The sequence below is a fragment of the Butyricicoccus sp. AM27-36 genome, from assembly GCF_003480945.1.
Taxonomy (GTDB): Bacteria; Bacillota; Clostridia; order Oscillospirales; family Butyricicoccaceae; genus Agathobaculum; species Agathobaculum butyriciproducens.
The window spans coordinates 90489-103491 of the sequence record NZ_QUJR01000001.1; the positions used below are offsets into that span (position 1 = coordinate 90489).

The following is a 13003-nucleotide window of genomic DNA, read 5'->3' on the forward strand; positions in this document are numbered from 1 at the left end:
AGGGATAGGGGTCAGATGCGTATTGCAGAAAAGAAGAAAAGCCAGATTACAGCACTGTATGAGCAGTGCTCCAATCTTCCGGCAGATGTCAGAAGTTGTCTGGAGAATGGCTACTTTACCGTAACGGTACCTCCACCCTGGAACATGAGCAATCAAAAGACTGCGCAGGAGGTGCAGGACAAAATCAAGGAATGGTCAAGGCAGTATACTGGCGTGGTCTGCTACTGTTTTGACAGCTTCAGCACACTTTTATATGTGCTGTGAGCAACACACAATGGCATGGAAAGGGTCATAACGGCCTACTCCATGCCATTTTTTGCGAAAGGAGATTTTACAATGGGTGTTTTTTCAGAAATAGCAATGGAGCAGCAAAACAGTATGTTCGATTCGTCTGCAGCCTTTGAGGATGATGAAGCCTTTGAGCTGGAGGAGATGGAATCTTTGCCTGTGCCGCCTGTAGGTACAGACACTGTCCCAGTATCGGCGGCTTCGGTTTCTGCCGGTGAGACTGCTTTGGCTGATGCAGAGGAGGAACCTGCGGATGAAGTAGCGCCTGCTGGGGAAGAGAAGTCTGCTGAGGAGGGGAATTCGGCACAACCGCCCGCCGCAGAAGATGAAGAAAAAAAGCGTGCGGAGCATGAGGCGGCTGAAGCCCAGCGCAAAGCGGAATTTGACGCCAAACAGCAGGCGAAGAAAGCCGCGGAGCAGGAGCAAATCGCCCGTCTGGAAGCGATGAGTGATGAAGAAGTAATCGCGGCCTCTACCCAGAGGGTGAGTACCGATGTAGAAAAACTGACACGGCGAAATATGAAGGAATGTGTGTCCGAGCATATCCAGATGCTCTGTATGGAAGATACGGCGTTTGCCCGTCTGACGATGCATCCGAAAAAGAACATGATCCGCTGTTTCCAGTACATCAACCGAAAGGCATGGGATTATGTGCAGGATGAACTAAAAGCAAGCGGAACCCGCCCTGGTCCCGGACAGCAGACATATGGCTGCGATGTGCCGGATGATATGTGCTATCAGTGGGCGGAAGATTATTTCCGTGACCCTGATGCCAAGGAAGACCATGAGGATGAGGAGAAGTTTGTTCCCAAGCCGTATGCTGGGAAGTCCTCTGCAAAGAGCAAACCCAAGAAGGCGGCAGAGAAGAAAAAGACGGAACCCAAGGCGGCACCCAAGCAGGAGGAAAAAAAGCCTTCTCAGGATGGGCAGATGTCGCTGCTGGATTTTGGGATGGCAAAGGCAGGCTGAGCCGGCAAAGGAGGAAAAATGCAGAATGATTGCTTATAAGGGTTTTCGCCCCGGGCTGATATGCCGTGGCTATCAGTTTGTGATGGGGCTCAATACGACTGAAAAAGCAAATTGCAGGGAAAATGGATTTCACTGTGCGGAAAATCCGCTCGACTGCCTTAGCTATTATTCCAGCCTGGAGCATTCGGAATATTATATTGTCAACGCCGGCGGCGACATCGATGAAGATGAGCATGACTCCAAAATCGCCTGTACGGAGTTGACTGTGATTAAGCGGCTAACCAAAGAGGAGCTGTTTTTACATGGTTTGGCCTACATGGTAGATCACCCGCGCAGGGTGTGGAGTTCCCATGTGGCAGCCAACCGGGCAATGGCGAACTGCGGTTATGCGGTGGTACGGGGGAAAGACCCCGTTGCCACCGGCAGACTGGGAGACATCCTTGCTTTTGCGAAGGAAGCGCCGGATTCGGAAAGTATCGTACAGGTTGCTGTAGGACAAATTGATGGTGTCACATTACTGCCGGATGTGTGGTATGGCGTGGATTTGACAAGAAGGACGGTGAATTGAGATGAAAAAAAGAGCCCTGATGGCACTTCCCAAGCTGACAGCGACGGATGAGATGAAGCAGATCGCGGCGTCAGACTTGCCAAGAAAAGAAAAAATCGCCTACGGATATGTTCAGGAGGTTTGTGAGTATTATGTTTACCTGAGATGCATCACGCAGGATGGGATATTGAAGGTGGCTTTCTTTTTCCCAGAGCATCTTCGCATAGACGGGAATAGCCCAGCTTACGAAGTGTATCTGGATAAAGAAAAGCGGCAATTTATTACTTATAATAGCCTGAACCAGAAATGGTGTGAGGCCAAACTGGACAGATTGGACTGGAAGCGCCGATACTGGTATACCAAAGCCTACTGGGTCAGCGAGGAAGATGAGACATCTATACAGGCATATCTGAACATCAATAAAAAAGCGGTAGAGGCAATCCGGCAGTTTCAGCGGAATGTGCGTGAGGAACAGCTCGAACAGCGGCACCGGCGGGAAACTGATCCATGGGATAAGGATATGGAACAGGTGCCGGAGCTTCCCAAGGACTGGAACCGCTGGGTGGATAAGGTTGCCATCCGGCAAAATTACATTTACTACCACTACAAAAAGGGCGGCGCCAAAACAGGTTACTGTACCTACTGCGAAAAGGAAGTGCCGATCAAGGTGCATCCCCATCACAATCAACAAGGCCGCTGTAGCTGCTGCCGACATCCGGTGGTATTCAAAGCCTATGGACGAGCGGGGTATATGCAGACAGAAAAACATTTTGCCTACCTAATCCAGCGATGCAAAGACGGTTTTGTAGTTCGTGAATTTCAGGCTGACCGGACATATGGGAAAGAAAGCCTTCCAAACTCCAAGCTTTATTGTCAGGAAATCCGGCGCACGATTTATGACCGGGAAAGAAAACCAAGAACCTACTATTGGGGTCTGTATAAACAGCGAAATATGCGCTGGATTTCCGGAAGCCCCTGTTCTTATAGTTGGTCTGGTTCACATGATGGACGGGTCTATGGAAAAACGCTGCCAACTCTGGAACAGAAGGAACTTCGATGCACAGGGCTGGTCAACTGGATTCGGAAGCAGAAAAGTGTTGACCCGGAAAAATATCTGGCAGTGCTTGAACGGATACCGCAAATGGAGCAGATCAGCAAGGTGAACCTGCCGAAGCTTACCAAGGAATGTTTCAGTTCCTGCGGAACAGTCAGTGAACTAATCAAAAACCATAGTGCCGGGAGTCTGATTAAAGCTCTGGGCCTTGACAGCAGGAGGTTTCAGCGACTTCGGCTCCATAATGGAGGCTGTGATCTGCTGCGGTGGCTGCAATATGAAAAGGGCACCGACAGGGAAATCCCAGATAATGTCCTTTTGTGGATGTGTCAGCAGAACATTAGCCCCAGGGATGTCCAGTTCATTGCTGACCGCATGAGCATGGTGCAGGTCTATAACTATGTACGGCGTCAGATGCCATCCTTCCGGAGAAACAGCCATGAGGTATTGCGTACCTGGGAGGATTATCTTTCCATGGCAAAGAAATTGCACATGGATGTATATGATGAGATCGTATATCGCACCAGAAAACTGCGGCGGCGCCACGATGATCTGGTGCTCAAATGCCAGGAGAAGGATATTGAACTGCAGGCCGAGGAGATGGAGGAGAAATTCCCCCATGTTAATGCTATCTGTCAGGAAATCAAAGCGAAATATGAGTACGCCGATGCGGATTACATGGTAGTGGTGCCAGACGGTATTCTGGACATTATTACCGAGGGGCGTGCGCTCCATCACTGTGCAGGCAGCAGTGACCGCTACTGGGACCGGATTGAGCGGCGAGAAAGCTTTGTGATGTTTCTGCGTAAAACGGCTGATCCTTTCCATGCCTATTACACGCTGGAAGTGGAGCCAGATGGAACAGTGCGGCAGAAACGGACGGAATATGACCGGCAGAAGAAGGACATTGAGCAGGCGACCGAGTTTCTGCAGAAGTGGCAGCGGGTGATTACTGCCAGGCTGACAGAAAGCGACAAGGCGCTGGCTGCGGAAAGCAGGATTCTTCGTGAGAAGGAGTTTATCCAGTTGAAGAAGGATCGGGTCATCATTCATACCGGCCATTTGGCAGGAAGGCTTTTGGCGGATGTGCTGATGGCTGACCTGATGGAAAACACGGATAGCATCCAGTCTCCGGCATTGGCTGCTGCAGCGTGACAAAATGAGAATGGCCGGGCGTCCTTGAGGGCGTCCGGTCATTGATGAAGAAGGAAGGAGCAGAGCATGAAACAAATTGGAAATCTGGCAGTGGTTTGCGCCAGGCGACAGGATGTGCTGCTGCAGGTTGGCAGTGAAAAGGTATGTGTCCATGTGGGAGCCGGGCCAGAGCGGAATACGCTTCACGCAGCGTGGGACGATGATGACGCCATTCAGCGTATTGTCCATGAATTGAATTTTGGCAGATATGCAGCCGGCAGAAATGGGCTGCATACCGCACAGCAGGATTGCCCTGTGGGGCGGGGAAAGGAGAAAATTGCATGATCAAAAACCTGAATCAGCTGCGCAGGACACTTCGGGAAGGGACGCAGTTGGAGATATTGGATCACTGTCGGCCGGAATGTATTGGGCAGATACGGAACATTACGCTGGTAAACACGCAGGGCTTTTATAGTACCGTAGCGAATCAGCCAGATGCGTCTGCCAACAGAGGCAACGGCGGCCGCGGCCCGATCCTTTGGTGGGGCAGAGCCGCCCACTGGCAGTTTGCAGACGGTGTTTGCAGTGTTTTCGACAGTGAACAGAAGCATACGGAAGAAGAACTGGTTATGTCCTTCCGGGTACTTGAAAAGGAGGCAGCATAATGGAACGGAATATTTTTGAAAAGCAGAGAGACTTGAATGACCGGCTCAACCGTTATCGGGATGAGTATTATAACCGCAACGCTCCCAGTGTGTCAGATGAGGTCTATGACAGACTCTTTGACGAGTTGAAAGAGCTGGAACAGGAAACGGGAATCCAAATGGCAAATTCGCCAACCCAGACAGTAGGCTATCCTGCGGTGAGCAGGCTGGAGAAAACCAGACATGAGATCCCGCTGCTGTCTTTGGATAAGACTAAGAGCAGTATGGATCTTCTGAATTTCATGGGTGAGCAGCAGGTGATGCTGATGCTCAAACTGGATGGCTTGACTGTAAAGCTGACCTATGAGAATGGAGAACTTCTGGAGGCGGCTACCCGTGGCGATGGTGACGAAGGGGAGATCATTACCCATAACACCCGAGCCATCAGCGGTATCCCTTCCCACATCACCTACAAAGAGAGACTGGTTGTGACGGGCGAGGGCTTTATCAGACCCAGTGATTTTGAGGAACTGAAGACCAGCCTACAGGACAGCAGCGGTAAGCCCTATAAAAACGGCCGCAATCTGGCTGCCGGTTCCATCCGTCTGATGGATGCCAAGATATGCCAGGAGCGTCGGCTGGTTTTCATGCCGTTTGGTGTGCTGGAGGGCTTTCCGCACCTGACCCGGAAATCAGATAAGCTACGGGAACTGCGCGCGTTGGGGTTCCAGCCCTGTAAGTATCTGGTCACAAAGCAGAAACTGACGCTGGAAAATGTGGAAGCCGGTATCTATCAGCTGCGGCAATATGCCACTGACAAAGATATCCCCATTGACGGTATCGTGGTTTCGTTTAACGACATCGCCTATGCCCAGAGCTGCGGCCGCACCGGACATCACTATAAGGACGGTCTGGCCTATAAGTTTGAAGATGACCTGCATGAGAGCCTGCTGCAGTACATCGAATGGACGCCGGGCAGAACTGGAGAGATTGCTCCGGTAGCAGTGTTTACGCCGGTGGAAATCGATGGCTGTGAGGTCAGCAGGGCCAGTCTGCACAACCTGTCCTTTATTGAGGATCTGGAACTGATGGCTGGAAATCGGATTCTGGTAAGCAAACGAAACATGATCATTCCCCACGTGGAAGAAAATCTGGACAGAGGCGGCTTCTCTATGGTGGATACGATTCCCCGTGTTTGTCCCTGCTGTGGACAGCCTACCCGCATCCATGAATCAAGTGGAAAGGGCGAAAATGGCGAGGATCGCATCATCAAGACGCTGTACTGTGATAACCCTGACTGCGAGACACGTCGGCTGAAAAAGTTCGTCCATTTTGTCAGCCAGAAGGCAATGGACATTGAAGGGCTGTCGGAGGCTGCATTGGAAAAATTCATCGGTCAGGGATTTATCCATAGTTATCTGGATATTTACCGTCTGGATCGTTACCGGGCTGAAATCGTCCGCATGGATGGGTTTGGTGAAAAGTCCTGGCAGCGCCTTTGGGACGCTATCCAACAGAGCCGAAACACCACCTTTGAGCGGTATCTGATTTCTATGGATATTCCTATGATCGGCAACACTGCCAGCAAGGTATTGGGTCGTGTGTTCCACTATGATTTGGATGAGTTTCGGGATGCGGTCTATGGCGGCTATGATTTCCGGCAGCTTCCGGATTTCGGGGAGACATTGCATAACAATATCCACGACTGGTTCTGTGTAGAAGATAATTTTTGTATTTGGGAGGAGTTACAGACTATGATGAATATTCAAAAGCCTGCTGTGGTAGAACACAGCGAAGACAGGGAGCAGGATAATCCCTTTGTGGGAAAGACTATCGTAGTTACCGGCAAGGTGGAACCCTACACCCGGGACGGAATCAATGACCTGATTGAATCACTGGGCGCCCATGCCGGCAGCTCGGTGTCCAAGAAGACGGATTATCTGGTCTGTGGCGAAAATGCCGGCAGCAAGTTATCCAAGGCCAGGGATTTGGGCGTTACGGTGCTGTCACCTGCGGAGTTCTTCAGCATGGCCGGCGCTGAGTAAGAAAATATAGCATACTATCGGTATGCTGTCAGTTGATCAATGGGGAGAGAGCCATGTTGCGGCTCTCTCCCCATATCTTTTATGGAAGATTTCAAGTAGGAGGGATTTTAATGCATATCGACAGGATACCGGTTTACCGGGTATATCAGAGGGCTATTGATTTGGAGCTTTACCATGCCTTTGCCGAATTGGTAGTACAGACTTCTCAGGACGATACGGCGAGAAGGACTTACCGACAAACAAGGGCGATGCAGATATGGCAGGTGGAAACGGATGTGTCCGGCTATTTTGAACCATATCATCTGCGTTATCCTGGCGAGGTGTTGGAGCGGTTTGAGGAAAAACTGGGCAATGATGTCCGGGTTCTCCGCGCTCTGGCCCTGGCGCTGGGAAATACCTGTGCGATCCAGTCTGACAATATGTTTGTGGGCAATCAGCGGGGAGCATTCCTCCAGAAATTGCGGCGGTCTGCCGGAGAAGATGTGTACCTGCAGGGCGCTCTGTATCTTCTGGAAACAGATGCGGCACAGCGCCATGCCCTGTTGGAGAAACTGGCAGAAAGGGAGTGTACGAGAACGGAAGAAGCCCTGTTTGTACTGTCGTTATTTGATGATAGGGAACGCGGCTATGAGGTGATGCATACCCAACTCAGTCATCTATTCACACAAAATCTGACACTTTCACTGGTATATGATTTTGGTGTGCTGGAATGGTTCATCCGGTTCTATGCAGAGCAGGCAAAGAGGTACCGCGGGAAAGCCGACCTGGTGCTGCGCACGCTGATGAAACTGCCGTATATGAATATGAAGCCCGACAGCCGCGAATTTTCGGTTTTGACTAAAGCAGGGTATCGCTGCGATGAAATCATTTTGGCAAACTCTCTCGCTGTATGGGCGGACAGGCTGCCGGACCGGTTGAGTTCCAAGAGTATCACTGCCGAGAAAATCGCAACAGCGTGTGGGCGGATGCTTCTGAATGCTCCAAAGGATTTTTCGGAAGAATTTTACGAGTATCTTGGCTGGCTGTTTCAGTTCTATAACAGCTTTACGGTCAAGTACGAAGGATTTCAGGGACTCTGGGAAGCGGTTCAATATGGTTTGAACCCCACAGCACCGAAAACACTGTTATGGATGAATCAAACGATACAGAAGGATTTTCCGTACCGATTTGATGTGTTTGATCCTCAGTACGATAATCTGGCGAAGGAACTGGAGCGGGATAACTACATGGAGTTGTTTACCCTGCAGATGCTGCATTCCAGGCAGACGATCCCTTTGAAACAGTGGCTTTCCAGATATCAGGAACTGACCGGAGCTGACTATGGAGAATATTTCAGAAGTTGGCATACGAACGGTAGGCGGGCATTTGCCTTTCTGGTGGAAAAGAAGGAAATCAATCTATGGGAGTTTTTCAAGCAGCATCGGCAAGATGGTGAAGATGCGCCACAACTGAAACTGCTGCGGGAGTATGCCCTGAGAATTTCAAGTTGGAGGTGTTTCCGGTTTGTAGAGAGGCTACTGGCTGAGTACACTTTTTCCCAACTTCAAACGATATTTGGCAAGCGGTTTTACTTTCACGAATGCTTTGTCAGGAGTGAGGGGTATTACAGCAGAAGGGAATATAAAACATACATCAGCCGTCCATTCCTATCTGCAGAGCAGCATCGACAGCTCTATGACTGGGTGGAGCGTTCAGTTTTCCAGACTGAGCCGGAAAAATATGAGGACTTCGTTTTAAGTGCCTTAAAAGCACCGGAGATCCAACGCCTTTATGATAAAAAAGCGCTGGCAGCGGTGTTGCGGCAGTTTTTGCTCCACAGGGAGTATAACGGCTATGAAATCAACCGGCTGAAGGAAACATTCTATTCCAAGGAAGAGTTGGAGGATGAGCACAGAGCCGAAGCTGAGAGAAAGGAGCAGGAAAAACGACTGGAGCAGGAAAAACGGACCATACAGAAACGGGAAAAGCTGCAGCAACTTTATAACGGCAGCGCCGAATCTCTTGTGAAATTCATAGGGGGATATTATTACAGGGATGAGAAGAAAGAGGTACTGGATATGGCATTTGATAAGTTGGTGGAATGGCCCGCCGGTTGTGTGCAGACAATGGATGCCAAAGATGCACACGCCTTTTTTGAGCTGTGTGGTGAACTGGTAGAGTCTGAACCCCGGCCAAGGCATGAGATTTTGAATATGGTACTGACAATGATCGGAGGTGAAGCAGCATGAGAAATACATTAAAACATCTGACCCTATTGACCAGAATGAAAGATGACGGATTGCTTCCGACGCTTACAGGCAGCTTTTCAGAGGATGCCATAGCGCAGGCATGTGGACAGGTGGAGACACTTCAATTACAGGAACGGCTGCACATCCGAAAGACAAAGCGGATACAGGAAGAACTGGTTCGGGTGCCGGACTTTGCAGCGCTCTATGGTACGTTGTGCAGGCAGGAGATTGGCGATGAAGAAATTGCTTCAGCCTTAGAGTCGGCAGACGGGTATGGAGAGAGACTGACAGCGTATTCCCAAGAGCAGGTGCTGGCAGTCATGAAATTGGAACTGTTGCCTTCCCTGAGGTTTGAATACCTGAAATACTATTTTCCCTTTGTGATGTATGAAGAAGAGGAGCAGGTCATATTGGATAACCTGCAGACTTTTCCCATTGCGGAGTGGAAGGGACTTTCCATGCTGACGGAGCACCAGCGGGATATGATGCGGCAGCCGTTTCTTGGTTCGTATCTGTTTTTCTGGCATCAAAATGAACGGAAAGCTCTGGAACTGTTGGAACAGAATCGTCCGCTCCAGAGAGTCTGCATCTTGCTTTATCGGTATGGTGTGCGGCTGTTTCTGTCAGTAGAACGCCTGAAAGCTCTCCGGTGGATGAAAATGACCGATGTAGGAAAATTCCGCCGGCTGTTGGCTGTATTTGAATATGACGCAGAGGATTTGTCTGCTTTTTTTGACCTCTGGCTGGACAACCATGCCGGACAATATGACCTCAACTGGTTTATCTCCCAGCCACATCCTTTGAGCAAGGAACAGAGGGAAGAAATTTTATGCAACCAACTGAGTTATCTGAATGCTCTGTATGCCGGCAGGCTCCATCTGGATTTTAATGCTGTCCGGCAATTCCAGTTTTCAATTCTCATTTATGCGGTGGAGCATAGAAAAAAGCATTTTTTGGAATTGGTGAATCAGAACAGTGAAGTGTTCCTGTCCTTGGGGCGATACTCTCTATTGTTTGAGCCGGGCTTTTGTGAGCACTGTAACATCAATTCCCTGACGCTGAAGAATTTGAAAGCCAGCGATTCTGTGAACCGCAGCGACAGCTTTTTTACGCTTCTGGAAGAAGGGCAGCAGTACACCTTTGAGGAAATGTATCAGCTTTGGCATCAGAAAGAGGTTTATGTCCGGTTATACACTATGCTGACACCTCTTTCCATAGATCAGCGTTTGCTGACACTGCGGCAGCTGATAAAACGGGATCTGGTCAGCCAATATACAGGAGATGCAGAGTTGGAGCAGCTTGGAAAATGTCTGTTGGAAAGGCCGTTTAGCGAATGGTATCGGGGTTCATTTGGACATATCTGTGGGCTGACCCGGCGGATTGCCATGGGGCTGCTACAACACTATACGCAGCTGCAGGCATTCATACCGGATTTCACTACAGAGTCGGATGCGGTATTTGCCCTCAATAATATGAAGGCTCTTTTGGAAATGACGGATTGGAAGCAGGTGCGGAAAGATATTCTGACAACAGATGCAGACTGGCTGGATCTAAAAGAAAAACTGGCATTTTCGGACGATTTTGTGGAGCAGAACCGGGAGACTGTCACGGAATTTTTACTGCAGGGTGGCGCGGCTATGGTATGCGCTCTCTATGGGGAACTGGACGGGCAGGAGCTGGCTGTTGAAGCGCTGCGACGGATCGTACAGGCTGAATTGATGGGCCAGTTCTATAAACTCAAATATTTTGCTGGTGACCTGCAGCGTGAGATTCGCTACCCTGTCAGCGAGATGCAGGAGAGCCTCTGGAAGAAAAATCTTTCGTTGGCGCGAGGTGCATTTTGGGCAGAAGAGGTGGATGATTTTTACCACACTCTGCGGCTTGGTGAACTTCCTCATAGTACCTGCTTGTCTTACCGTACTGGAAGCCAGAGGGAGTGCCTGTTAGCTGCCTTTGACTCTAATAAGAAGATTGTCCTTGTGAAAAAGGATGAAGCGGTGGTGGCTCGTGCCTGTCTCCGCTTGACAAAAGGTGCATTTCAAAAACCGCCTGCCGTCGATTTTTCTTTTGCTGATCTGTCGCAGGAGAACATGGATATCGGAAAGCCTGTCACCAGTGAGAAGCCTGTGCTGTTCCTGGAGAGTATCTATACTTTCGGACTCAATGATATTGAAAAAGAGGAAGTAATGAAACTGGCAGTTTCCCTGACAACACAGAAAGCGGCAGAGCTGGGTGTTGTGGCAGTACTTGCAAGACGGTATCTGGGCTGCTATGAACGGGATGAGTATGTGCTTGCACCGTTCTATGTGTACATCTCAAAATCCAAAAACGGATGGCAGTATCTGGACTCTTTGGGTGGAGCGGCATATACCTCAGCAAAAGAGGAGTATGTAGAGCACCCCTTCCTGGTCATGCAGACTGCCATGCATCAAGCAGAGGCAAATAGCAGAAATGAGGTGTATTATGAATAATAGGACAATGGCAACAGTTTATGTGAATCAAGATAGCATTTCCGTCAAGACCTGTTCCAGAAAAGGTTGCTCACCGCAGCGCTTTATTATTTTGAAAAAGGAATTGCAGCGGTTGGAGGAGAAAAAGTATTTGATCACCAAAGATATCCATTCCTATGCAGAACTGCGGCTGTGTGATGCAGTAGGCGGTGCCAAAGTGCTGGAGCTTTCCTTCACATGGCTGAAGGATGCTGGCAGAGACAACGTTTCCGGTTATACCGAGCGGGTCAGGCTGCCATATGAGCCGTTTCGCTCATATGCGGCAGGTGAGGAAGAAGTCGCCGATGGAACACGGTGGCGGCTGCTGTCCATTCCGGAACAGAACAGGCCAAAGCTGGAGTTTCACAGCAGGAAGAATCTCAAGGCCGTAGTGGGGAATCCTATCTTGCGGCACAAGCTGGGAAAGTTTCTGGATCAGCATTTTAATTGGTACAACTACGAACGCATCGTCCTGACGGATGATTACCTGCCTTACAGCTTCTTTTTTGAGGGCTACATGGTACAGGGTGCCAAGACCTGCGGCGGGGTAATCCTGCATGGCGAAGAGAACATCCAAACGGCGAAATACGGGATACATACTTAACAGGTTAATAGGAGAACGGAGCCGCAGGTCAGAGATGATCTGCGGCTCTTTATGTAAGCATAATCACAATAGTCAGCTTGTATTATTCGAGATAAGGAACTATAATATGTCCTATGGAGGTGCAAAATGGACTATATGACACTAAAAGATGCCGCCGAACAGTGGGGCGTGACACCTCGCAGGGTAAATTATTATTGTGCGGGTGGGCGTATCCACGGCGCTGTGAAAATGGCCGGTGTTTGGCTGATCCCCAAAACTGCAGAGAAGCCGATTGATGGCCGGACAAAACAAGGGAAGGAGCTGAGCCATGAATAAAATTTTAATTATAGATGATGACAGAGAACTGTGTGCTTTGATTAAACGCAGTGTGCAATCGGAACATATAGAAGCTGATTTTTGTAATACTGGAAAAGAGGGCTTGCAGAAATTAAAAGAGCAGGAATACCAGCTTGTGGTGCTGGATGTGATGATGCCTGGTATGGATGGCTTTGAAACGCTGGAAGAAATCCGCAAAGAAAACAGCCTGCCGATTTTGATGTTCACATCCAAAAATGACAGTGCTTCTAAAGTGCGAGGGTTACGGGCCGGTGCGGACGATTATCTGACAAAGCCGTTTGACATGGACGAACTGATTGCCCGTATTGCGTCCCTCATTCGCCGCTACACCCGCTTTAATCAGCAAATCGGAGCTGCGCAAAAACTGGATTTTGATGGATTGCAGATTGACCTTGAAAATCGTTCTGTTACGACGGAAAACGGCACTTTTGAACTTCCACCAAAGGAATTTGATCTGCTCCTGTACTGTGCAAAGCATCAAGGAAAGATTTTAACAAAACAGCAGATTTATGAGGAAGTATGGGGCGAAGAATATTTCTATGATGACAGTAACATTATGGCGATCATCAGCCGGCTTCGTAAAAAATTAGAAGTCAATCCTTCCAGTCCAAAGTATATCCAAACGGTCAAAGGGATTGGCTACCGGTTTAATAAGGAGGTGTAGC

General features: G+C 49.3%; 12 protein-coding genes. All 12 read left to right on the forward strand.

Features of this window, described 5'->3' with window-relative positions; all coding sequences use genetic code 11:
- Positions 1–15: 15 nt before the first annotated feature.
- The 12 genes from DW724_RS00375 (at position 16) to DW724_RS00430 (ending at position 13002) form a co-directional block, all read left to right on the forward strand.
- Entirely contained in the window at positions 16–264 is a 249-nt protein-coding gene (locus DW724_RS00375; RefSeq protein ID WP_025529719.1) for a hypothetical protein, read from the forward strand.
- Positions 265–336: 72 nt separating this feature from the next.
- Complete coding sequence (locus DW724_RS00380) at positions 337–1257, forward strand: PcfK-like family protein (protein WP_182439116.1); 921 nt, start codon at positions 337–339, stop codon at positions 1255–1257.
- Positions 1258–1282: 25 nt separating this feature from the next.
- Positions 1283–1825 carry a DUF7666 domain-containing protein gene (locus tag DW724_RS00385; RefSeq protein WP_050624134.1) on the forward strand — a complete coding sequence of 181 codons (543 nt, stop codon included), beginning with the start codon at positions 1283–1285 and terminating at the stop codon, positions 1823–1825.
- Between the two features lies 1 nt (position 1826).
- Entirely contained in the window at positions 1827–4013 is a 2187-nt protein-coding gene (locus DW724_RS00390) for a PcfJ domain-containing protein (RefSeq protein WP_118668488.1), read from the forward strand.
- Between the two features lie 66 nt (positions 4014–4079).
- Positions 4080–4337: a hypothetical protein gene (locus tag DW724_RS00395; RefSeq protein WP_025529721.1), complete on the forward strand. Its 258-nt coding sequence runs from the start codon at positions 4080–4082 to the stop codon at positions 4335–4337.
- Positions 4334–4657, forward strand: a complete 324-nt coding sequence (locus tag DW724_RS00400) for a hypothetical protein (RefSeq protein WP_003501931.1) — start codon at positions 4334–4336, stop codon at positions 4655–4657. The genes DW724_RS00395 and DW724_RS00400 overlap by 4 nt, the downstream gene beginning before the upstream one ends.
- A complete protein-coding gene (gene ligA / locus DW724_RS00405; protein ID WP_003501932.1) occupies positions 4657–6681 on the forward strand; it encodes an NAD-dependent DNA ligase LigA in 2025 nt (674 codons plus the stop codon). The genes DW724_RS00400 and ligA overlap by 1 nt, the downstream gene beginning before the upstream one ends.
- 110 nt (positions 6682–6791) lie before the next feature.
- Positions 6792–8909 carry a hypothetical protein gene (locus DW724_RS00410; RefSeq protein WP_118668489.1) on the forward strand — a complete coding sequence of 706 codons (2118 nt, stop codon included), beginning with the start codon at positions 6792–6794 and terminating at the stop codon, positions 8907–8909.
- Entirely contained in the window at positions 8906–11380 is a 2475-nt protein-coding gene (locus DW724_RS00415) for a hypothetical protein (RefSeq protein WP_118760318.1), read from the forward strand. Before DW724_RS00410 ends, DW724_RS00415 begins: the two co-directional genes overlap by 4 nt.
- The gene (locus DW724_RS00420) at positions 11373–12002 is read left to right on the forward strand and encodes a hypothetical protein (RefSeq protein ID WP_118668491.1); all 630 of its coding nucleotides are present in this window, start codon (positions 11373–11375) and stop codon (positions 12000–12002) included. Before DW724_RS00415 ends, DW724_RS00420 begins: the two co-directional genes overlap by 8 nt.
- Positions 12003–12128: 126 nt before the next feature.
- A complete protein-coding gene (locus tag DW724_RS00425) occupies positions 12129–12317 on the forward strand; it encodes a helix-turn-helix domain-containing protein (protein WP_118560428.1) in 189 nt (62 codons plus the stop codon).
- Complete coding sequence (locus DW724_RS00430) at positions 12310–13002, forward strand: response regulator transcription factor (protein ID WP_118560426.1); 693 nt, start codon at positions 12310–12312, stop codon at positions 13000–13002. The genes DW724_RS00425 and DW724_RS00430 overlap by 8 nt, the downstream gene beginning before the upstream one ends.
- Position 13003 lies beyond the last annotated feature (1 nt).

Excerpts from the sequence above, each read along its gene's own strand:
- DW724_RS00375 (WP_025529719.1), top strand. The coding sequence starts at position 16 with ATGCGTATTGCAGAAAAGAAGAAAAGCCAGATTACAGCACTGTATGAG.
- DW724_RS00380 (WP_182439116.1), top strand. The coding sequence starts at position 337 with ATGGGTGTTTTTTCAGAAATAGCAATGGAGCAGCAAAACAGTATGTTC.
- DW724_RS00385 (WP_050624134.1), top strand. The coding sequence starts at position 1,283 with ATGATTGCTTATAAGGGTTTTCGCCCCGGGCTGATATGCCGTGGCTAT.
- DW724_RS00390 (WP_118668488.1), top strand. The coding sequence starts at position 1,827 with ATGAAAAAAAGAGCCCTGATGGCACTTCCCAAGCTGACAGCGACGGAT.
- DW724_RS00395 (WP_025529721.1), top strand. The coding sequence starts at position 4,080 with ATGAAACAAATTGGAAATCTGGCAGTGGTTTGCGCCAGGCGACAGGAT.
- DW724_RS00400 (WP_003501931.1), top strand. The coding sequence starts at position 4,334 with ATGATCAAAAACCTGAATCAGCTGCGCAGGACACTTCGGGAAGGGACG.
- ligA (WP_003501932.1), top strand. The coding sequence starts at position 4,657 with ATGGAACGGAATATTTTTGAAAAGCAGAGAGACTTGAATGACCGGCTC.
- DW724_RS00410 (WP_118668489.1), top strand. The coding sequence starts at position 6,792 with ATGCATATCGACAGGATACCGGTTTACCGGGTATATCAGAGGGCTATT.
- DW724_RS00415 (WP_118760318.1), top strand. The coding sequence starts at position 8,906 with ATGAGAAATACATTAAAACATCTGACCCTATTGACCAGAATGAAAGAT.
- DW724_RS00420 (WP_118668491.1), top strand. The coding sequence starts at position 11,373 with ATGAATAATAGGACAATGGCAACAGTTTATGTGAATCAAGATAGCATT.
- DW724_RS00425 (WP_118560428.1), top strand. The coding sequence starts at position 12,129 with ATGGACTATATGACACTAAAAGATGCCGCCGAACAGTGGGGCGTGACA.
- DW724_RS00430 (WP_118560426.1), top strand. The coding sequence starts at position 12,310 with ATGAATAAAATTTTAATTATAGATGATGACAGAGAACTGTGTGCTTTG.